Here is an 18,978-nt window from a genome sequence, read left to right on the forward strand (position 1 = left end):
CCGTCATTGCGCTCGCAATGACGGGCTAATCGGACGGCGCGGCGCGATAGATCGCCTCGTCCAGCGCTCCTTCGCGCGCGGCGACGGTCGTTGTCACCGCCAGGTTGGCACATGCGCTCGGCACCGTCCGCGTCATGTCGAGCAGGCGGTCGAACGGCAGCGCGAAGCCGACCACCAGCGCGGTCTGCTCCGGCGTGACGCCGACCGCCGACAGCACCGCCGCCAGCATGAACAGCGACGCCGACGGCACCGGCGCCGTCCCGAACGCGGCCAGCGCGCCGGTCAGCAGCACCATGGCATACACCTGCGGCGTCAGCGGCACGCCGAACGCCTGCAACGCGAACATCGACAGCAGCCCGACATACATTGCGGTGCCGTCCTTGCCGATCGACGCACCGATCGGCAGCACCGTCGAATAGACCGGCTGGGCGACGCCGAGATTGTCGCCGGCGACTCGCATCGCCACCGGCAGCGTTGCCCCGCTCGACGCGGTCGAGAAGGCGACGAGCAACGGATCGACGATCCCGCGGAAGAACGGCCCGACCGGCAATCGCGCGACGAACCGGATCAGCAGGCTGTGCACGACGATCATCTGGATCAGCGAGCCCGCCACTACGGCGAGCGCCAGCCAGCCGACATGGACGAACACCGCCGCACCCTTTGCCGCCACCGCGTTCCAGATCAGCGCCAGCACGCCGAACGGCGTCGCCTCCATCACGATCCCGACGACGCGGAGCAGCACCGCCGACAGCGATTGCAGCAGCGCGGCGAACGGCTTGCCGGGCTCGCCGGTCAGCACGACGCCGACCCCGAACAGGATCGCGACGAAGATCAGCGCGAGCATGTCGCCCTTCGCCAGCGCCTCGACGATGTTGGTCGGCACGATCCCGACCAGCTGGTCGTAGGGCGTAACCGCGGGGCCGAGTGCGTGCGGCGCGGCGGTGCCGAGCGGGGCGCCGATGCCCGGGCGGACGACGCTCGCAACTAGCATGCCGACCGACACCGCGATCGCCGTTGTCGCGGCGAACAGGGCGATCGTGCGCACGCCGATCCCGCCCAGTTGCTTCGGATCGGCCAGGCTGGTGATGCCGGCGGCGATGGTGACGAGCACGATCGGCGCGACCAGCATGCGGATTGCCCGGACGAACAGGTCGCCGACGAACTGCACATACGGCGCACCCTGCGGCCAGACGAGCGCCAGCACGACGCCCAGCACCAGCGCACCGACGACGCGCTGCCACAGCGGGATCGCAAACCAGGCTCTCACTTGGGGCAGGTGCCGGGCATCGGCGTGTGCGGCAGCGCGCGGCCGGCGGCGCGGCCGGTCGGCGTGCCGTCGTCGACCGCGACCTGGCCGTTGACGATCACCGTGCGCACGCCGACCGCGGGCAGGGTCGGCTGCTCATAGGTCGCGCGCGCGGCGTAGGTCTTCGGGTCGAACACGGTGACGTCGGCGAAGGCGCCCGGCTTGAGGACGCCGCGTCCGGTCAGGCCGAACCATCTGGCGGTGACGCTCGACGATCGCTCGATGAACTCGCGCAGGGTGATGACGTGATCCGCCACGACGTACTTGGCATATTTGCGCGCGAACGTGCCCCAGACGCGCGGGTGGCCGGTCGAGGCGTCGCTGTCGGTCATCACCCAGGGCTGGCGCATGAAGGCGGCGATGTCGGCCTCGCTCTGGTTGAACGACACGGTCGCGGGATCCTGCACGCGAATGACGGCGATCGCCGCGCTGATCGGGTCGGTCTTCATCGCGGTCGCGATCTGGCTGAGATAGCGGCCGTGCCATTGCCCCTCGGTCACCAGCAATGTGGCCGCGCCGCCGCGCTTGCGCATGTTCTCGGTCACGTCGGCGCGCAGCCGTGCGGTCAGGCCGGCATCGTCGAACCGCTTGAGCAAAGCGGGGCGCCCGCCGTCCTGCGCCCAGCGCGGGACCAGCGAGGCGACCAGGCTCGTGCCGCTCGCCGACCAGGGATATTGGCTGGCGGTGATGTTGATGCCGGCCGCGCGCGCCGCGTCGATCCGCGCGATCACCTCCGGCGCCTTGCCCTGGACGTCGACGCCCAGCGCCTTGATATGGCTGATGTGGATCGGCATGCCGGTCGCTCGGCCGATCGCGATCGCCTCGTCGATCGCCGCCAGCAGCCCGATCGTGTAGGACGATTCGTCGCGGATGTGGCTGTCGTAATAGCCGCCGCGCTTGGCCGCCTCCGCCGACAGCGCGATTACCTCGTCGGTCTTCGAAAAGCTCTGCGGCGCGTAGAACAAGCCGGTCGAGAAGCCGATCGCGCCCTCGCACATGCCCTTGGCGACCAGCGCCTTCTCGCGCGCCAGTTCGTCCGGCGTCGGCGCGCGATCGGCACCGCCGATCACTTTCTCGCGGATCGTGCCGAAGCCGACATAGGTCGCGAAGTTGATCCCGACCGGCCGCGCCTTGGGGGTCGCCAGCACGCCGGCGATATCGGTCGAGCCGCCGCCGTCGTTACCGATGAACGCGGTCGTCACGCCCTGTAGCAGGAACGCCGGGATCAGCCGCGTCTTGGGGTCGGGCGAGGCGAGCCAGTCGCCGGCATGGGTATGCGGATCGATGAAGCCCGGCGCGACGATCATGCCGCGCGCGTCAATCGTCCGCGCCGCCGCGATCGTCAGATGCGGCCCGACCGCGACGATCCGGTCGCCGCGGATCGCGACGTCGCCGGTGAAGGGCGCCGCCTCCCCGGTGTAGACGGTGCCCCCGGTCAGCAGGAGGTCGACGCGGCCCGGCGCGGGCGCCGCGCCGAGCGAACAGCCGGCGAGCACAATGGCCGCGAGCGCGATGCGAAGCTTCATGGCGGCGATCCTTCGCTCTGCGCCGGCCGCCGTCAAGGCCGTGCGAGCGCTTCCTCGGTCGCGGTCTGCGCCGAATGGCCGCCCTTCACCGCCGGCACGTCGGTCGCGAAATAGGCGATGCCGGTGCCGCGCTCGGGGTCGATCCACAGGCCGGACTTCAATCCATAGGCGTCGCCGACATGCCCGAACCGCCGCCGTCCGTCGCCGGCCACGTCGTCATGGCAGGTCGCGTTGGGCGTCGCGGTCAGGAACATGCCGAGCCCATAGCTGCATACCCAGCCGTCGCCGACATCGCCGTTATGCCCGTCATAGACGAACAGCGGTGTCTCCATTGCCGTCACCGACGCGCGGCTGAGGATGCGTCGTCCGTCGATCGTCCCGCCGTTCAGCAGCATCCGCCCGATCCGCGCGAGGTCGCGGGCCGACACATGCAGCCCGCTTTGCGGTGCGAAGGTCGCGCCGTTGGCGCCCGCTTGCCAGCGCGACAGGTCGCAGCTGCCGTCGCGCGCTGGCGTGACGGGGCAGGTGGGCCGCTTGCCGTGATTGTTGTCGCGCACCGGTTGCCCCGCGCGGTACAGCACCACGCCGCGCGCGATCGTCGCATCGTCGCACGTGTCCCATTGATAGCAGGCGCGCAAGCCGAGCGGCCGGATCACCAGCCGGTCCATCAGCCGGTCGAACCGCTCGCCGGTCGCGCGCTCCATGACGGCGGCAACGACGGGGAAGTTGAAGTTGGTGTAGCGGAAATAGGTGCCCGGCGCGTGCTCGGCATCCCATGCCTTGGAATCGGCCAGCACACTGCGCATGTCGGCATCGAGCGGCAGGACGTAATCGACCCGATCGGTCAGGCTCGATCGGTGCGACAGCAGGTCGCGCAGCGTGATCGGCACGGTGGGAAAGGCAAGATTGCGGAACGTGTAGCCGAGATAACGCGACACGTCGGCGTCGAGGTCGAGCGTGCCCCGTTCGACCAGCCGCATCACTCCGATCGTCGTCACCAGCTTGGAGATGGAGGCGATCCGGACCGGATCGTCCGGGGTGACGCCGCGATCGACCGCGGCGTCGGCGAACCCTTCCGCGCTGGCCGACGTCTCGCCGTGGCTGTTGAACGTCACGCGCACTTGCGCGGCGGATTGCGGGTCGGGCGCGACCTGCGCGGCCGTGGCGAGGAACAGGAAGGCGAGGGGCAGCATCGCGGCAGGCTAGCCCAAGCCGTGCTCCTGCGGAAGCAGGAGCCCAGGGCGGCGAGCGACTCGCTCGTGACCCTGGATTCCTGCTTTCGCAGGAATACGAACTTCAAGAAACTATTGCCGAACATCGCGAAGGCCGTGCCGGCCGGGCAATCCGCGGCAGGCTAAGCAACCCGCCCCAGGACGAAAGCGCACTTAGGGTGCCGTGTGCGCTCCACCGACGCCGGGGATCATCGGCTTGATCGACATCCGGCCCTGGCCGTCCGAAAACGATCCGGCCCGCCACAACAGGGTGATCGAGACGCGGCGGTTGCGCGGGTCGGCCGGGTCGTTCTCGATCATCGGCTCGCGGTCGGCGACGCCCTCGATCCGCCAGAAGCGCTGTTCGGGGGTGCCGCCCGACGCCAGCCGGCGGCGCGTCGCCTCGGCCCGGCCCGACGACAGCATCCAGTTGTTCATGGCATTGGGATCGCCATAGCCCAGGCTGTCGGTGTGTCCGCGGATCATGATCGGATTGTCGGTGTTGGCGATGGTCTGCGCGATCAGCCCGATCAGCTTGTCGGCCTCCGGCACCAGTTGCGTCGTGCCCAGCGCGAACATCGAATAATCGGCGTCGTCGACCAGATCGATGCGCAGGCCCTGATCGGTCTGGACGAAGCGGACATGGCTGGCCAGCTTGTTCAGCGGGGCCGCCTGCATCGCCGCCATCAGCCGGCGCTTCATCGCGTCGAAATTCTTGGCGTCCTGCATCGCGATCTCGCGGTTCTTCATCGAACCCTTCTCGCCGCTGCCGACCTGTGCGCCGCCGGTCGCGCCCATCGGGATGGTCAGCGACTTGGTGCCGGTCTGCTGCGCGCGGTGCGGGTAATTGTCCTTGTCGGTGATCGACGACCCGCCCAGCAGCCCGTTCGACCCGGCCGAATTCTCCTTCAGCTTGACCAGCGTCGGGGTGAAATAGTCGGCGATGCCCTTGCGCTGCTTCTCGGTCGTCGCGCCGAGGATCCAGAGCAGCAGGAAGAACGCCATCATCGCCGTCACGAAGTCGGCATAGGCGACCTTCCAGGCGCCGCCATGATGGCCGCCATGCCCCTCGATATAGATCTTCTTGACGATGACCTTCGGGGGTTGGTTGTTGCCGTGAGGGGCGCGCGCCGCGGCCATTTACGCGGCTCCTGACGGAGCCGAACGGCACCGGCCCGCTCCCCCGCCCGACCGCCCAATCAGGGTACGATCGTGGGCGGTCGGGCGGGGGAGCGGGCCGGTGCCGGTCATCGGCGAGAGCCGATCAAATATCACCGCCCGCGCAGCCCGTCGAACACCTCGGCGAAACCGGGCTGGTTGGCGTGGGCGATGCCGGAGCGGGCCGCCTCGATCACCAGCGGCTGCGGGTGGCCGTGCAGGCTCGCGATGATGATCTGCTTGACGACGTGGTAGATCGCGGCGTCGGCGTCGATCACCTGCTTCAGGCGCGTCGCGAGCGGGCCGACCATGCCGTAGGCGAGCAGCACGCCCATGAACGTGCCGACCAGCGCCGATCCGATCATCCCGCCCAGGATCGACGGCGGCTTGTCGATCGAGCCCATCGTCTTCACGACGCCGAGCACGGCGGCGACGATGCCGAGCGCGGGCAGCGCATCCGCGAGACCCTGCAACGTGCCCTGCGGTCCTTCGACGTCGTGGTGGTGCGTCTTGATCGCGTTATCCATCACTTCCTCGACCGCATGCACGTCGAGCGTGCCCGACGACACCACGACCAAGCGCAGCGTGTCGGCGATCAGGTTGGTGAGGGTGTGGTCGGCGAGCAGCCGCGGATATTCGGCGAAGACGGCCGACGATTTCGGGTCCTCGACATGCGGTTCGAGCGCGATCGGCCCTTCCATCCGCAGCATCTTCATTAACTTCGAGACGAGGAAGATGACGTCGAGATAGTCCTGCTTCTTGTACTTCGGACCCTTCAGCACCATGGCGACACCGCCGCCCAGCGCCTTCAGTTCCTTGCCCGAATTGCCGATGATGAGCGCACCCGCGGCGGCACCGCCGATGATAATCATCTCGTGCGGGATCGCCTCCATGACGGGGCCGAGCGCGCCGCCGGTGAAGACGAAGCCGCCGAATACCATGCCGAGCAGAACAACGAGGCCGATCGCCGGAAACATGAAGCTGAAAGGTCCCCCTGGATCGACCGCGAAATTGCTTGCCGTCGAATGGTTAGCGCAGGATCGTAGCCAAGCCGTTAACCGTCACGGCCACGGCGCGAATTTTCGCGCCGCGCGGTGTTTTTATTTGAGGTAGTCGAACAGCGACAGGCTGGCGAGCTTGGTGAAGCTCGCCTGCGTCGCGGACAGGATCGTCATCGTCTTCTGCAGGTCGGTGACGGTCTGGGGGATATCGGTATCCTCGATGTCCTTGCGCGTCGCCTCGCGGTCGACCGCGACGTCCTGCATCCGCTGCGATTCGATATCGACGCGTTGCGCCCGCGCGCCGAGGGCACCCTGCACGCCGGCCACCTGATCGTTCGATGCGGTGAGCTGGTCGCCGACGCTGCCGGCGAGCGAGGACACGTCCCCGGTGCCGCGCAACGCCTGCGCCAGTCCGGTGATGCTCGACAGGATGTCGTTGCCGTTCGCATCGACGAACAGCCGCGAGGCGGCTTCGCCCGGGACGGCGGACGAGCTCGCACCGATCGGCACCGCGGTCGGGCCGCTGGTCGCATAGCTGATGCCGCCGCCGGGGTTGATCGTGACCGCGGGTGAATCGCCGCTCGCGAAGATCGACGCGCCGCGCGAATCCTTGGCGTTGGCCAGCGTCGCGATGTTCTGGACGATCGCGTCGAGCTGGCCGGCGATCACCGTGCGATCGCTCGCCGACAACGTGCCGCCGTTCGCCTTGACCGCCAGTTCCTTGGCGCTCTGGATCTCGTCGGTGATCGACTTCAGCGCGGTGTCGGCCTGGTCCAGCGCCGACGAAACGATCGTGATATTGCCCGAATAGGCCGCGTCGTTGCTCGCTTCGCGCGTTAATCCCTGCAAACGGCGATACCCGACCGCGTCGTCGGACGGATCGTTGATCCGCTTGCCGGTCGAAATCTGCGTCTGCAACTTGTCCGCCGTCGCGGTGAGCGACTGCATGTTGCGCTGGTTGGTCGCGTAGAACTGGCTGGTGCTGATCTGCATGTCCGTCACCGGATATCGAGGATCGTCTGGATCGTGTCGCGCGCGACCTGGATCACGTGGCTGGTCGCGGCATAGGCTTGCTGGAAGCGCATCAGGTCGACCGCTTCGGTGTCGAGATCGACGCCGGACAGCGAATCGCGTGCGGTGACGGCGTTGCTGTGGATCGTGGTCTGCGCATCCGCCACCGACTTGCGCTGGGCAAGCGCGGAGGCATTGACCGTGGTCATGTCGACCACCGCATTCTCGTAATTGCCGCTGGTGCGCAGCGCCGCGAAACTGGCGAGGTTGCTGTTGTCGCGCTGGCCGCCGCCGACCGCCGCCGCGGCAATCCCGCGCGGGTCGGTCATCACGGTCGAGACCTGGGCGGTACCCGCGCTGGTGTCGATCGCGAAGATCGCCGAACCGCTGTTGTTGTCGAGGTCGCGGCCCTGCGCCTGCGCGCCGTTCATGTCGCTGACGAACTGCTGGGCGATGCCCTGCAACTGGTTGCGCGCGTCGGCGATGCGTTGCGCCCCGTCGGCGATCCCGGCGAGCGCGCCGCCGACCGGCGTCATCGCATGCTGGTCCGCACCGCTCAGGACGTTGAAGGCGATCGTGCCGGAACTGTTGCGCGCATAGCCGACCGTCGCGGCGAAATTGCCGTCGACCAGCTTGGGTCCACCGCTGCCCCCGGCCTGGACGCTGGCGCGCCCGGCCTGGTCGTAGGTGACCGAGATATCGGTCACCGCGCTGATCTGTTCGAGCACCTGATCGCGCTGATCGAGCAACGCCGCCTTGCCGGCGCTGCCGTCGGGCGTGCGGCCGATGCCCTGGTTGATCTTCGCCAGCGTGTCGGTCAGCGAATTGAGGCTGGTAACCGTATCCCTGGTCATCGAATCGACGTCGGCCGAAACCTGGTCGAGCGACGTGCCGGTCTGCGTAAACGCATCGGCGACGCCGCCGGCTGCCTCGAGCATCGTCGCGCGCGCCGCGGTCGAGGTCGGATCGCCCGCCAGCGTGGTCGACGCGGTGAAGAAGCTCGACAGCCGCGTGCCCAGCGCCGATCCGCCGAGCGAGCTGTTGATCCGGTCGAGCCACGTCACGCTCGCCGACGTCTTGGCGAGGTCGGAGCCCGACGACAGCACCGCGGCCTGCTTGAACATGTCGCCCGCACGGCTGACGCCGATGACCGCGGCGCCTTCGCCGCTGCCGGTCGATTGCGAACTGACCGCGCCGATCGACGCGACTTCCTTGATGTTGGTCGTGCGGCGCGAATAGCCCGCGCTGCCCGCGTTCGCGATGTTCTCCGACACGGTGTTGAGCGCGAGCTGGTACGCCCTGAGGCCGCTCGCGCCGATCGCCAGCATGTCGCTCATGATGTGGCGCTCCCGCTAGCGGCCGGGGTCGCGGCGGTCGGGTTGCCTGACGTCTGCAGGCCCTTTTGCGACTTCGCCAGGAAATCGGTCATCGCCTTGCCGATTCCGATCGGCTGGTGCTCCGCCATGCTCTGCGCGACGCGCTGGTCCTGCATGTCGCGGAACGTGTTCGAATTCTTCTGGTCGAACAGGCTGTCCTCGTCGGTGGTCAGCTTGGCCTGCCGCATCGACTTCATCATCATGCCGATGAACACCGCCTCGAACTTCTCCCCCGCCTTCTTGAGGTTGGTGGAGGAGCCGAGGCGGCTGGTGTCGCGCGCGATGCCGGCGGTCGGCGACGCGGCTGGCGATGGGGTGGCGGGAATGTCCGTCATAGGATGATGAGCTCCGCCTTCAGCGCGCCGGCTTCCTTCAGCGCTTCCAGGATTGCGACCAGGTCGCTGGGGCTGGCGCCGATCGCGTTCACCGCCTTGACGATGTCGGCGAGCTTCGGGCCGGGCGCGAACACGAACATCGGCCGCTTCTCCTCGTCGACTGCGACGCCCGATTTCTGCTCGGTGGCGGTGGTGCCGTTGGAGAACGGGCCGGGCTGGACGACGGTCTGCTTCTCGTCGATCCGGACGGTCAGCTTGCCGTGGGTGATCGCGGCGGGACCGACGCGGACGGTCGAGTTGATGACGACGGTGCCGGTGCGGGCGTTGACAATGACGCGCGCCGGCGGCTCGGCCGACACGACGTCGAGATTTTCGACCTGGCTCATGATCGTCGCGCGCGCATCGGCACCGGCGGGTGCGTTGATGCGGATCGACACGCCGTCGACCGCTTCGGCGACGCCCGAGCCGAACCGGCGATTGACCGCGCTCGCCACGTTCTGCGCCGTGGTGAAGTCCGACCGCGCGAGGTTGAAGGTGAGGGCGGGCGAGCTTTCGAAGCCGGTCGCGACGGTCCGCTCGACGGTCGCCCCTTCGGGGATGCGCCCGGTCGAGGGGACGTTGACCACCACCTGGCTGCCGTCCTTGCCCTCGATGCCGAGGCCGCCGACCGCCAGGTTGCCCTGCGCCATCGCGTAGATCTGGCCGTCGGCACCCATCAGCGGAGTCAGGATCAGCGCACCGCCGCGCAAGGACTTGGCCTTGCCCATCGAGGCGACGGTGATGTCGATCCGCTGGCCCGGCTTGGCGAACGGCGGCAGTTCGGCGGTAATCATCACCACCGCGGCGTTCTTCAGGCCTGGATTGACCCCGGCCGGCAGCTGCAATCCGAAGCGGCTGGCGACCGCCTTCACCGACTGCATGGTATATTCGAGGTTGTCGTCGCCCGTGCCCGCCAGCCCGACGACGATGCCGTAGCCGGTCAGCTGGTTGGTGCGGATGCCCTGGAACGCGCCCAGGTCCTTGATCCGGTCGGCTTGCGCCGGGACCGCGATCAGGCAGGCGAGGAGGACAAGGAACGAGCGCAACACCATGACATGCCTTTCAACGGCCGTTAGCGCCGTTGCTTTGCCCCAAAGGAAGTTAAGACCGTGCTAACCATGGACTCTATGTTCGCTTCGCGATGGCGGCACCGGCCCGCTCCCCCACCCGACCGCCCATAGAATACGATGTCTGGGCGGTCGGGTGGGGGAGCGGGCCGGTGCCGCCCGTTTCAGCTATGCTGAAACCAACCATCAGAACGGCGAGATCACGGAGAAGAACCGGCTGAGCCAGCCCTGGCGGCTGGCGCGGGCGACGTCGCCCTTGCCGGTGTAGGAAATCTTGGCGTCGGCGACGCGGGTCGACGGCACGCGATTGTCGGCGGTGATGTCGGCGGTGCGGACGATGCCCTTGATCTGGACGAACTCGTCGCCGCGATTGAGCGTGACGCGCTTCTGCCCCTGCACCAGCATCGTGCCGTTGGGATAGACCGCGACCACCGTGACCGAGACTTCGCCGGTCAGCGAGTTGGACTGGTCGGCGGTGCCCTTGCCGTTGAAGTTGCGGTTCCCGCTCATGCCGAGGTCGGTCGGCTTGATCGCCGAGAGGAGACCGGTCGAGGGCGGGGTGAGGCCGAACGCGCCCCCCGAATCGAGCTTGGACGACGCCGACTTCGACGCGCTGGTATTCTCGACCAGCACGATCGTCAGCGGATCGCCGATCCGATGCGCGCGCGTGCCCTCGTACAGCGCGGCATAGCCGTCCTGCGGCTGGAAGATGCTGCCGTTCGCCGGTGGCGGCGGGGGCGCGGGCGGGGGCGGCGCGGCCGAATAATCCTCGGGCGGCTTCTTCTTGCCGAAGATGCCGGCGCCGGCGGGCGCGGCGCTGGCGACGATGACGGCCGCGGCGGTCGCGGTGAGGACGATCTTGCGCATCACAGGTTCTGGTTCACATATTTGAGCATGTCGTCGGTCGACGAGATCATCTTCGAATTGACCTCGTACGCGCGCTGGCATTCGATCATGTCGACCAGTTCCTCGACGACGTTGACGTTCGACGCCTCCAGCATGCCTTGGCGGATCTGGCCGTGTCCGGCTTCGCCCGGCGTTCCGACGCTCGCCGCGCCGCTGGCGGCGGTTTCGAGCAGGTAGTTGTCGCCCTTCGACTGCAGCCCGCCGGGGTTGGGGAAGGTCGCGACCTGCAACTGGCCGAGCACGCTCGGCTCGGTCTGGCCGGCGACCGTCGCCGAGACGGTGCCGTCGGTGCCGATCGTGATCTGCGTCGCACCTTCGGGCACGGTGATGCCCGGCATCACCTGATAGCCTTCGCTGGTGATGAGCTGCCCCTCGGGCGAGCGCGAGAAATTGCCGGCGCGGGTATAGCCGGTCTGGCCGCCGGGCATCTGCACCTGGAAATAGCCGTCGCCGTCGATCGCGAGGTCGAGACTGTTGCCGGTGGTCTGCATCGATCCCTGCGTATCCATCCGCGCGGTGCCCTGGATACGGACGCCGGTGCCCAGGTTCAGGCCGGTCGCATATTTGCTCTCGCTCGACGACTGCGCGCCGGCGGCGGTGACCGTCTGGTACGACAGGGTCGCGAACGACGCCCGGTCCTTCTTGAACGCGGTCGTGTTGACGTTCGCCAGGTTGTTCGAGATCACCCGCATCCGCATGTCCTGGGCGTCGAGCCCGGTGCGGGCGATGTGCATCGCGGCGCTGCTCATAGTCTAGCTCCTCAGCTCGGCATGCGCATGACGGATGCGCCGCTTTCGTCCATGTCCTTGGTGGACTTCATCAGATTGGCCTGCACTTCGTAGGCGCGCTGGTTTTCCATCATGTCGACCAGCGCCTGCGTCATGTTGACGTTCGATTGTTCGAGCATCCCGCTCTCGCACGTCGCATCCTCGTCGGTCGGCAGGGCGCCGCCGCCCTTGACGCGGACCAGGTTGTCGAGGCCCTTGACCGTCTGCGACCCCTTGGGGCTGGCGAACTTGATGCGGTCGATCACCTGCGGGTTCTTGGCGTCGCCGCCGGCCGGGATGATCGACAGCGTGCCGTCGGAGGCGATTGAGATCGACGCGGCGGGCGGCACGGTGATGGGTGCCCCCCCGGACCCCATCACCGGGAAACCGTCGCCGGTTTCCAGTACGCCGCTCGCCGAGACGTTGAGATCGCCGCGGCGGGTATAGGCTTCGCTGCCGTCCGCGGCCTGGACCGCCATCCATTGGTCGCCGGGAATGGCGATGTCGAGGTTGCGCCCGGTCGAGATGATCGTGCCGGCGGAGCGGTCGAAATCCTTGACCTGCTCCGACGTCGGCTGGCGGCTGTCGAAGCCGTCGCCCTTCAGCATCAGCGCGTCGAAATCGACCTTCTCGGCGCGAAAGCCGATGGTCGACGCGTTCGCCATGTTGTTGGCGATCGCGGCCTGCGCGCCCATCCGGGCCTTCAGGCCCGACGCGGCGGTGTAGATCAGCTTGTCCATTCAGGCGGTCCCCCCTTCGGCCGTCATCAGGTGCGCAGGTTGAAGATCGTCTCGGAGATCTGGCTGGCGGTATCGAGCGCCTTGGCATTCGCCTGGAAGTTGCGCTGTGCCGCGATCAGGTTGACCAGCTCCTCGGTGATGTCGACGTTCGAACGCTCGATCGTCGAGGACATCAGGTTGCCGAACCCGTCCGCGCCGGCCGAACCGAGCTGCGGCGCGCCCGACAGGCCGGTCGCCGCCCAGGTCGAATCGCCGAGCTGGCGCAGGCCGGCCGGGTCGGTGAACTTGGCCAGCACCACCTTGCCCAGCGTCTGGATGTCGCCGTTCGAGAAGCTCGCCTTGACCATGCCGTCGTCGCCGACCGTCACGCCCTCGAGCTGGCCGATCGCCGCGCCGTCCTGCGTACGCGACGAGATGTTGAACGGCTGGGCAAGCTGCGTGGTGGTCGTGCCGAAGGTGAAGGTGGCCGACTGCGCGGCGCTGGCGCCCGCCGGGGTGAACGGGTCGAACGTCGTCGCCGTGGTCGGCGCGGTCATCTGGCCGTCCGAGTTGAACGTCAGCGAGATATTGTCGCTGCCGCCCGAGGTCAGCTTGGTGTCACCGACATAGTTGTAGACTTGCCAGGTGCTGTTCACGCCCGGCCCCGACGACGCCGCGGTGCGCTTGAAATAGGTCGTCAGCGTCTGCGGGTTGCCGCTGGCGTCGTAGATCGTCGTCGAGGTCGAGTTGTTGTAGCTCGTCGGGTCGAAGCGATCGAACGTCGCGGTGGTCGGAACCGTCGCGGTCGAGGCCAAGTTGGCGGTCATCGCGACCGCGCCGGTCGGCTTGGCGACGCCGCTGGTCGCCGGCAGTTGCAGGCTCTTGGTCTGGTCGATGCCGGTCGCGACGACGGCGCCCGACCCGTCGACCGGATAGACCTGGAGGAAGTTGCCGTCGGCGTCGGTGACGTAGCGGTCCTGATTGACCGAGAAGCCGCCGTTACGCGTGAAGTTGACCTTCGCGCCGTCGACCGACGGTTTGATCGCGAAGAAACCGTCGCCCGAGATCGCGAGGTCGAGGCTCGACGACGACTGGATCAGGTTGCCCTGGCTGAACTGCTGGCGGTTGGCCTTCACAACCGTGCCCGACCCGACCATCTGCGTCGGCGACACGCTGACGCTCGACGCGATCACGTCGGCGAAGTCGGTGCGGCTCTTCTTGAAGCCGTTGGTGCCGACGTTGGCGAGGTTGTGCGAGATCGTGTTCATCTCGGTCTGCGAGGCCTGGAGGCCGGAAAGCGAGGTGTAGAAGGACATGGTCGTTTACTCCGGGGTGAGAGAGGGTCAGCCGATCTGGCGAACGGCGGAAACGTCGATGGTGCCGAGTCCGGCGACGCTGAGTGTCGGCGAGCCGGACGAGGGATTGGAAACGGCCGTGACCGGTGCCCAGACCAGGCTGCGGTTGGAGACGGCCTTGCCGCTCGCGTCGGCGGCGGTGACCGACACCTTGAACGGGCCGGATCCGGCGGCGGTGCCGGCGTCGGTGGTGCCGTCCCAGTCGTAGGTCGCAGTGCCCTTGGCCTGCTTGCCGAGGTTGAGCGTCTTCAGCGTCTGGCCGTTGCCGTCCGAGATGGTCACGGTGACGTTGCTGGCGTCGCTGTCGAGCTCGACCGCGCCGGCGATCCCGCCGGTGGTGCGGCCATAGGCGGTGTTCCCCTCGGTCAGCACGTTCTTGCCGACATAGGACATCGCATCGGTGGTCGAGGTGCCGGTCAGCTTCGCGGCGATCGACTTCAGCGTCGTCGACATGTCGGTGATGCCCTGCAACGACGAGAATTGGGCCATCTGGGCGACCATCTGCGTGTTATCGACCGGGTTGAACGGATCCTGGTTCTGCAACTGCGCCGTCATCAGCTTCAGGAAGTCGGCCTGGCCCAGCGTCTGGTTGGACGAGGATGCCGGCGCGACGGTCGGCGTCGTGCTGCCGGTGCGGCCGATGCCGAGGTTGGCGAGCGTGGTGTCGAAGGCAGAGGTCATGGCTTACTTCCCGAGCTTGAGCGTGTCGGAGATGAGGGATTTCGCGGTCTGCATGACCTCGACGTTGTTCTGGTACCCGCGCGCGGTCTCCATCATGTCGACCAGTTCTCGCGTTTCATCGACGTTCGATTCCCAGACGTTGCCGTCCTTGTCGGCCATCGGATTGGTCGGGTCGTAGCGCTTGGTCGGGTCGTTGCCGGCGGTGACGACGTTCTCGACGTCGACCGTCGCCATGCCGGACGCCTGGTCGTAGCTGGTGCGGAACACCGGCTTGATCGTGCGATAGGCGGTGGCGACGGAGTTGGAGACCGACCCCGCATTGGCGAGGTTGGAGGCGGTCGTGTTCATCCGCACGAGCTGCGCGGACATCGCGCGACCCGATACTTGGAAGATGCTGAGCGGTCCGTTGGGCATGGCTTATTCCCCCCGCAATGCGCGCGTGACTTGGTTGATGCGCCCGTTCAGGAACGCGAGCGTCGTCTGGTACTGGACCGCATTCTCCGCGAACGCGGTCTGTTCGGTCGACAGGTCGACGGTGTTGCCGTCGAGGCTCGGCTGCAGCGGTACGCGATAGAGCGTCGCGGCGCTGGTCGCGCCGTCGGCACCCATGCCGCCGTCGATCGATGCCAGCGCCTGGTGGAAATCGATGTCGCGCGCCTTGAACCCCGGGGTCGAGGAATTGGCGATGTTGGACGCCAGGATACCCATGCGCTGCCCGCGCACTTCCAGCGCCGCGCCGTGTATCCCGAACAGACTGTCGTCGGCCATGTGCCGTCCTCGCGTTAAATCCTGCGCGAGAGATCAGCAAAGGTCGTGCCAAGTGCCGTTCGGAGGCGATTTTGCCGGGTCCGGCAGGGCAAAGCGGCAAAGGCTTGCCGGTCGGCGGCAATCGGTTTGCCGGTTTCCGCCACGTCCGTCGCCCCCGGCGGAGGCTGGGGCCGCCAGGTTGGAAAGCATTTCCGTCGTTACTCAGCGGCCCCGGCCTCCACCGGGGGCGACGGGGGAAGCAATTGGCCCGCCCCTTGCAGAACCCTCGCGCATGATGACGCCTGACGCGCTTACCCCGTTCGTCGATCCTGCCGCGATCGCCATCGTCGCCGGCGGCACCGTGCTCGCCGCGCTGCTGCGCACGCCGCTCAGGGATTTCGGTCGCGCCATCGCCGCGCTCGCCACGCTGCCGCGTCGCGGGTTCGAGGCGACGCCGCTGGTCGATCAGGCGGCGGCGCTCAACCGGATCGCCCGGCGGCACGGCGTCCATACGCTCGACCGGTCGGTGATCGCCGATCCCGACGTCGCCGCCGCCATCGCCGCCGCCGTCGACGGCGCCAGCCCCGCTGAGGTCACCTGCCTGCTCGACGAGCGCCGCCGCGCCCGCATCCTGCGCCACGCCGCCGCTGCCGACATGTGGGCGGGCATGGCCGAGGTCGCGCCGGCGATGGGCATGGTCGGGACGCTGATCGGGCTGGTCAAGATGTTCACCGCGATGACGGACCCCGCCGCGATCGGCGGCGGCATGGCGGTCGCGTTGCTGGCGACGCTCTATGGCGCGCTGATCGCGAACCTGATCGCGATGCCGATCGCGGTCCGCCTGCGCCGTCGCGCGCGCATTGAGGCGGAGGAGCGCGCGCGCCTGGTCGCGCCGCTCGCCGCGCTCGCCGAACAGGGCCGGCCGCGCAATCCGGTCGCGGTGGCGGCATGACCGATCCGCTCGATCCGCCGCCGGCCAGGCCGCTCTGGCTATGGACGCTCGCCGATCTGGCGCTGCTGCTGGTCGGGTTCTTCGTCCTGATCCAGGCGACCGATCGCCGTGCATTGGCAAAGGGCTTGCGTGAGGGGTTCGGCGGCGTGGTCGAGACGCCGGCGCCGATCCCGGTCGCGTCCGTCGTCGTCGCCAGTCCCCCCGGATCCGCGACGCTGAACGATCCGGCACAATTGACGAGCTTCGCCGCGAGCGCCCTGCGCGATCCGCGCGTGTCGCTGCGCATCGTCGGCAGCGCGGCGGCGGCGGGCGACGTCGATCCTGCCACCGGCAGCGCGGCCTTGCTCGCGAGCGACCGTGCGCGCGCCGCCGCCGCCTACCTCATCGCGCACGGCACGCCCGCCGGTCGCATCGCCATCGCCGCACCCGGCACCGGGCGCAGCGGCGTGCTCGTCACCCTCAGCTTCACCGGCGATCCCGCCCAGGAGAAACAGAAATGATCCGCGCTCTTGCCGTCGTGCCCGCGTTGCTGCTGGCCGGCCCTGCGCTCGCACAGAGTTTCCAGAGCACGGCGTTGCTCGACAAGGCCGTCGCCGGCTTCACCGGCCAGCCGATCGGCAGCGACGGCGGCGCGCGCACTGCGGTCGATACGCGGCTGAAGCTCGCCGCCTGCCCGATGGTCGCGCTGAACTGGCGCACCCCGGCGCACGATGCCGTGGTGGTCAATTGCCCAGACCCGAGCTGGCGGATCTTCGTGCCCGTGCGCATCACCGCGCCGGTGCCGACCCCGGCGGGCCCGCTGCCCGCTTCTCCCACCGCCGTCGCCGCTCCGCCCAAGGGACCACCGGTCATCAAGCGCGGCGACCCGGTCAGCCTGACCGCCGGCACCGCCGGCTTCTCGGTCACGCGCGACGGCATCGCCGCCAGCGACGCGGCGGCCGGCGCGCGCGTGCTGGTCAAGGTCGAGGACAACAAGCCGCCGGTCCAGGCGATCGCGGTCGAGCCCGGCAAGGCCGTGATTCCGGGCGGCGAATAATTTCTTCTAAACATATCCGGCAGGCGGTCGTTCGATGATGCGAGGACAGTTCCACAAGGTGGCAAATGGTCGATCCGATCGCATTCAAGGGCTCGACGCCCCCGCGCCAGGTCGCTCCGGTCGCAGCCGCGCCGGTCGCATCGAACGTCGCGTCCGTCGCCGCCGAACCGCAGCCGCAACAGGCCCAGGCGACCGCGGCCGGCCAGTTGGCCGCCGATCTGTCGGCACGCCCGCCGGTCGATACGGATCGGATCGAACGCATCAAGCGAGCGATCGAGGACGGCACGTTCCCGATCCTGCCGGCGACCATCGCCGACAGCATGCTCGCCCTCAAGTACGATTGGTTGTCGCGTGACAAGGCGTGAAGGGCTGATCCGCGTGATCGACGCGCTGCATGTCGAGATCGCGGCGATGAAAGCGAACGACGTTGCCGCGCTCGACCGTGCGACGCAGGCCAAGCTGATCGCGATCGACGCGCTGGCGACGATCGAGGGCGGCGCGCTCGAGCCCGACGTCCGCGAACTCGCCGAGGAAGCGCAGCGGCTGAACGACACCGCGCGCATCTACGTGAACCTGCTGGCGGCAAACGTCCGCCGCCGCCTGCAAATGCTTGCCGGTGATGCCGGCGGCTACCGCTCGAACGGCCGCGTCGCGGCTTACGCCTGACCATCGACGTCATCCCCGCGAAAGCGGGGACCCATCTCGTATCCTCTCTTCAGTCGGGCCGGTAGCAATCGTTTCCGGTCATGGGAGATGGGTTCCCGCTTTCGCGGGAATGACGAGATGGGAAACTGGCACGCCTTTTGCTGAGTGAGCCTCGAAGAAGGGGCAATTCAGCAAGGGGCCGATGGGCGTCGAGGCGATTTCAGGGTCTGGTGGTGTCCGTACGGCGATCGCGAGCGCGAGCCGGGCGACGGGCATCGACTTCGACTATCTGCTCGGCCAGGCGCAGTTGGAAAGCGGGCTGAACCCGACCGCACGCGCCGGCACCTCGTCGGCCGCCGGGCTCTACCAGTTCATCGACCAGTCGTGGCTGGGCATCATCAAGCAGCATGGCAGCCAGTACGGGCTCGGCTGGGCGTCGGACGCGATCACGCGGTCGGGCAATCGCTGGGTCGTGAACGATCCGGCGATGAAGAGCGCGATCCTCAACCTGCGCAGCAATCCCGACGTGTCGGCGACGATGGCCGCGCAATATGCGTCCGACAACAAGGGCGCGCTGGAGAATGCGCTGGGCCGCAGCGCGACCGGTACCGATCTCTACATGGCGCATTTCCTGGGGCTGGGCGGAGCACGCTCGTTCCTGCGCACGATGCAGTCGAACCCGGGAGTCAGCGGGGCGGCGATGTTCCCGGCGGCGGCGCGCGCCAACCGCTCGATCTTCTACGACGCCGGCGGGAATGCCCGCAGCCTCGGCGACATCTACCAGCGCTTCGCCGCCAAGCTCGACAAGGGCGCGGCGAGCGTCGGCGCGACCGGCCTTGCGTCGGATACGCTCAGCGGCGCGGGCGCGATGCCCGGTCGCGGCGGCGATTTCGAGACCGCGCGCGCGAACTTCGCGCAGCTCGCGTCGCTCGGCACGGTCGACGGCGCGACCGTCATCACCGGCAGCGGCGACAATGCGTCGAGCGCGCAAAGCTGGGCGCGCGCCGCGCTTGCGCGGGCCGGCGTCAACACCGGCACGGCGGCGACGCCGGACAATGTCAATTCGGTCAATCTGCTGCGCCCGACGCCTGACACGGCGCGGCTGGCGTACATGATGCTCGCGACGATGGGGGCCTGAGC

The 18,978-nt window shown here is 68.2% G+C and carries 22 protein-coding genes; 6 read left to right on the forward strand and 16 right to left on the reverse strand.

Translation table 11 applies throughout. The features are described 5' to 3' along the window. Positions 1–25 precede the first annotated feature (25 nt). From J0I47_RS07105 to flgB, 16 genes are all read right to left on the reverse strand, one after another. On the reverse strand, positions 26–1,267 hold the full coding sequence (locus J0I47_RS07105) for a dicarboxylate/amino acid:cation symporter (RefSeq protein WP_366809873.1): 1,242 nt from the start codon (positions 1,265–1,267) through the stop codon (positions 26–28). Continuing rightward, positions 1,264–2,832 (reverse strand): amidohydrolase family protein, encoded by a 1,569-nt coding sequence (locus tag J0I47_RS07110; RefSeq protein ID WP_294045947.1) that lies wholly within the window; start codon positions 2,830–2,832, stop codon positions 1,264–1,266. The genes J0I47_RS07105 and J0I47_RS07110 overlap by 4 nt, the downstream gene beginning before the upstream one ends. A gap of 32 nt (positions 2,833–2,864) precedes the next feature. Next, the gene (locus tag J0I47_RS07115) at positions 2,865–4,025 is read right to left on the reverse strand and encodes a serine hydrolase domain-containing protein (protein WP_294045949.1); all 1,161 of its coding nucleotides are present in this window, start codon (positions 4,023–4,025) and stop codon (positions 2,865–2,867) included. Positions 4,026–4,217: 192 nt separating this feature from the next. Next, a complete protein-coding gene (locus tag J0I47_RS07120; RefSeq protein WP_294045951.1) occupies positions 4,218–5,183 on the reverse strand; it encodes a flagellar motor protein MotB in 966 nt (321 codons plus the stop codon). A gap of 131 nt (positions 5,184–5,314) precedes the next feature. Then, the gene (gene motA / locus J0I47_RS07125; protein WP_294045952.1) at positions 5,315–6,178 is read right to left on the reverse strand and encodes a flagellar motor stator protein MotA; all 864 of its coding nucleotides are present in this window, start codon (positions 6,176–6,178) and stop codon (positions 5,315–5,317) included. 123 nt (positions 6,179–6,301) lie between these two features. Continuing rightward, on the reverse strand, positions 6,302–7,195 hold the full coding sequence (locus tag J0I47_RS07130) for a hypothetical protein (protein WP_294045953.1): 894 nt from the start codon (positions 7,193–7,195) through the stop codon (positions 6,302–6,304). 5 nt (positions 7,196–7,200) lie between these two features. Then, complete coding sequence (gene flgK / locus J0I47_RS07135) at positions 7,201–8,550, reverse strand: flagellar hook-associated protein FlgK (RefSeq protein ID WP_294045954.1); 1,350 nt, start codon at positions 8,548–8,550, stop codon at positions 7,201–7,203. Next, positions 8,547–8,924 (reverse strand): rod-binding protein, encoded by a 378-nt coding sequence (locus J0I47_RS07140; protein WP_294045956.1) that lies wholly within the window; start codon positions 8,922–8,924, stop codon positions 8,547–8,549. The genes flgK and J0I47_RS07140 overlap by 4 nt, the downstream gene beginning before the upstream one ends. Next, positions 8,921–10,015, reverse strand: a complete 1,095-nt coding sequence (locus J0I47_RS07145) for a flagellar basal body P-ring protein FlgI (protein WP_294045957.1) — start codon at positions 10,013–10,015, stop codon at positions 8,921–8,923. Before J0I47_RS07145 ends, J0I47_RS07140 begins: the two co-directional genes overlap by 4 nt. 201 nt (positions 10,016–10,216) lie before the next feature. Continuing rightward, positions 10,217–10,897: a flagellar basal body L-ring protein FlgH gene (locus tag J0I47_RS07150; RefSeq protein ID WP_294045959.1), complete on the reverse strand. Its 681-nt coding sequence runs from the start codon at positions 10,895–10,897 to the stop codon at positions 10,217–10,219. Further along, entirely contained in the window at positions 10,897–11,685 is a 789-nt protein-coding gene (flgG, locus tag J0I47_RS07155) for a flagellar basal-body rod protein FlgG (RefSeq protein ID WP_294045961.1), read from the reverse strand. The genes J0I47_RS07150 and flgG overlap by 1 nt, the downstream gene beginning before the upstream one ends. An 11-nt stretch (positions 11,686–11,696) precedes the next feature. After that, positions 11,697–12,443, reverse strand: coding sequence for a flagellar basal-body rod protein FlgF (gene flgF / locus J0I47_RS07160; RefSeq protein WP_294045962.1), 747 nt, complete (start codon positions 12,441–12,443; stop codon positions 11,697–11,699). A 26-nt stretch (positions 12,444–12,469) separates the two neighbouring features. Next, complete coding sequence (locus tag J0I47_RS07165; RefSeq protein WP_294045963.1) at positions 12,470–13,738, reverse strand: flagellar hook protein FlgE; 1,269 nt, start codon at positions 13,736–13,738, stop codon at positions 12,470–12,472. Positions 13,739–13,765: 27 nt separating this feature from the next. After that, the gene (locus J0I47_RS07170; RefSeq protein ID WP_294045964.1) at positions 13,766–14,458 is read right to left on the reverse strand and encodes a flagellar hook capping FlgD N-terminal domain-containing protein; all 693 of its coding nucleotides are present in this window, start codon (positions 14,456–14,458) and stop codon (positions 13,766–13,768) included. A 3-nt stretch (positions 14,459–14,461) separates the two neighbouring features. After that, positions 14,462–14,872: a flagellar basal body rod protein FlgC gene (gene flgC, locus J0I47_RS07175; protein WP_294045966.1), complete on the reverse strand. Its 411-nt coding sequence runs from the start codon at positions 14,870–14,872 to the stop codon at positions 14,462–14,464. A gap of 3 nt (positions 14,873–14,875) precedes the next feature. Beyond that, entirely contained in the window at positions 14,876–15,226 is a 351-nt protein-coding gene (gene flgB, locus J0I47_RS07180) for a flagellar basal body rod protein FlgB (protein WP_294045967.1), read from the reverse strand. A gap of 271 nt (positions 15,227–15,497) precedes the next feature. On the opposite strand from flgB, the gene J0I47_RS07185 reads away from it, so the two are divergent. The 6 genes from J0I47_RS07185 to J0I47_RS07210 all read left to right on the forward strand — a co-directional run bounded on the left by J0I47_RS07185 (position 15,498) and on the right by J0I47_RS07210 (position 18,976). Continuing rightward, positions 15,498–16,157, forward strand: coding sequence for a MotA/TolQ/ExbB proton channel family protein (locus J0I47_RS07185; RefSeq protein ID WP_294045969.1), 660 nt, complete (start codon positions 15,498–15,500; stop codon positions 16,155–16,157). Next, positions 16,154–16,657 (forward strand): OmpA family protein, encoded by a 504-nt coding sequence (locus tag J0I47_RS07190; RefSeq protein ID WP_294045971.1) that lies wholly within the window; start codon positions 16,154–16,156, stop codon positions 16,655–16,657. Before J0I47_RS07185 ends, J0I47_RS07190 begins: the two co-directional genes overlap by 4 nt. Beyond that, the gene (locus J0I47_RS07195; RefSeq protein WP_294045973.1) at positions 16,654–17,193 is read left to right on the forward strand and encodes a flagella basal body P-ring formation protein FlgA; all 540 of its coding nucleotides are present in this window, start codon (positions 16,654–16,656) and stop codon (positions 17,191–17,193) included. Before J0I47_RS07190 ends, J0I47_RS07195 begins: the two co-directional genes overlap by 4 nt. A gap of 65 nt (positions 17,194–17,258) precedes the next feature. Beyond that, on the forward strand, positions 17,259–17,558 hold the full coding sequence (gene flgM / locus J0I47_RS07200; RefSeq protein WP_294045975.1) for a flagellar biosynthesis anti-sigma factor FlgM: 300 nt from the start codon (positions 17,259–17,261) through the stop codon (positions 17,556–17,558). Continuing rightward, positions 17,545–17,859 carry a flagellar protein FlgN gene (locus J0I47_RS07205; protein WP_294045976.1) on the forward strand — a complete coding sequence of 105 codons (315 nt, stop codon included), beginning with the start codon at positions 17,545–17,547 and terminating at the stop codon, positions 17,857–17,859. Before flgM ends, J0I47_RS07205 begins: the two co-directional genes overlap by 14 nt. 181 nt (positions 17,860–18,040) lie before the next feature. Beyond that, positions 18,041–18,976: a lytic transglycosylase domain-containing protein gene (locus J0I47_RS07210; RefSeq protein ID WP_294045978.1), complete on the forward strand. Its 936-nt coding sequence runs from the start codon at positions 18,041–18,043 to the stop codon at positions 18,974–18,976. The last annotated feature ends 2 nt before the right edge of the window (positions 18,977–18,978 follow it).

The sequence above is a fragment of the Sphingomonas sp. genome (genome assembly GCF_017304635.1).
GTDB lineage: Bacteria > Pseudomonadota > Alphaproteobacteria > Sphingomonadales > Sphingomonadaceae > Sphingomonas.

What these genes read in the sequence shown, in the direction of transcription:
- J0I47_RS07145 (WP_294045957.1), bottom strand. Translation starts at nt 10,015, where the DNA reads ATGGTGTTGCGCTCGTTCCTTGTCCTCCTCGCCTGCCTGATCGCGGTC.
- flgM (WP_294045975.1), top strand. Translation starts at nt 17,259, where the DNA reads ATGGTCGATCCGATCGCATTCAAGGGCTCGACGCCCCCGCGCCAGGTC.
- J0I47_RS07130 (WP_294045953.1), bottom strand. Translation starts at nt 7,195, where the DNA reads ATGCAGATCAGCACCAGCCAGTTCTACGCGACCAACCAGCGCAACATG.
- J0I47_RS07165 (WP_294045963.1), bottom strand. Translation starts at nt 13,738, where the DNA reads ATGTCCTTCTACACCTCGCTTTCCGGCCTCCAGGCCTCGCAGACCGAG.
- motA (WP_294045952.1), bottom strand. Translation starts at nt 6,178, where the DNA reads ATGTTTCCGGCGATCGGCCTCGTTGTTCTGCTCGGCATGGTATTCGGC.
- J0I47_RS07140 (WP_294045956.1), bottom strand. Translation starts at nt 8,924, where the DNA reads ATGACGGACATTCCCGCCACCCCATCGCCAGCCGCGTCGCCGACCGCC.
- J0I47_RS07195 (WP_294045973.1), top strand. Translation starts at nt 16,654, where the DNA reads ATGATCCGCGCTCTTGCCGTCGTGCCCGCGTTGCTGCTGGCCGGCCCT.
- flgC (WP_294045966.1), bottom strand. Translation starts at nt 14,872, where the DNA reads ATGCCCAACGGACCGCTCAGCATCTTCCAAGTATCGGGTCGCGCGATG.
- flgB (WP_294045967.1), bottom strand. Translation starts at nt 15,226, where the DNA reads ATGGCCGACGACAGTCTGTTCGGGATACACGGCGCGGCGCTGGAAGTG.
- J0I47_RS07170 (WP_294045964.1), bottom strand. Translation starts at nt 14,458, where the DNA reads ATGACCTCTGCCTTCGACACCACGCTCGCCAACCTCGGCATCGGCCGC.
- J0I47_RS07185 (WP_294045969.1), top strand. Translation starts at nt 15,498, where the DNA reads ATGATGACGCCTGACGCGCTTACCCCGTTCGTCGATCCTGCCGCGATC.
- flgK (WP_294045954.1), bottom strand. Translation starts at nt 8,550, where the DNA reads ATGAGCGACATGCTGGCGATCGGCGCGAGCGGCCTCAGGGCGTACCAG.
- J0I47_RS07115 (WP_294045949.1), bottom strand. Translation starts at nt 4,025, where the DNA reads ATGCTGCCCCTCGCCTTCCTGTTCCTCGCCACGGCCGCGCAGGTCGCG.
- J0I47_RS07210 (WP_294045978.1), top strand. Translation starts at nt 18,041, where the DNA reads ATGGGCGTCGAGGCGATTTCAGGGTCTGGTGGTGTCCGTACGGCGATC.
- J0I47_RS07120 (WP_294045951.1), bottom strand. Translation starts at nt 5,183, where the DNA reads ATGGCCGCGGCGCGCGCCCCTCACGGCAACAACCAACCCCCGAAGGTC.
- J0I47_RS07190 (WP_294045971.1), top strand. Translation starts at nt 16,154, where the DNA reads ATGACCGATCCGCTCGATCCGCCGCCGGCCAGGCCGCTCTGGCTATGG.
- flgG (WP_294045961.1), bottom strand. Translation starts at nt 11,685, where the DNA reads ATGAGCAGCGCCGCGATGCACATCGCCCGCACCGGGCTCGACGCCCAG.
- J0I47_RS07150 (WP_294045959.1), bottom strand. Translation starts at nt 10,897, where the DNA reads ATGCGCAAGATCGTCCTCACCGCGACCGCCGCGGCCGTCATCGTCGCC.
- J0I47_RS07110 (WP_294045947.1), bottom strand. Translation starts at nt 2,832, where the DNA reads ATGAAGCTTCGCATCGCGCTCGCGGCCATTGTGCTCGCCGGCTGTTCG.
- flgF (WP_294045962.1), bottom strand. Translation starts at nt 12,443, where the DNA reads ATGGACAAGCTGATCTACACCGCCGCGTCGGGCCTGAAGGCCCGGATG.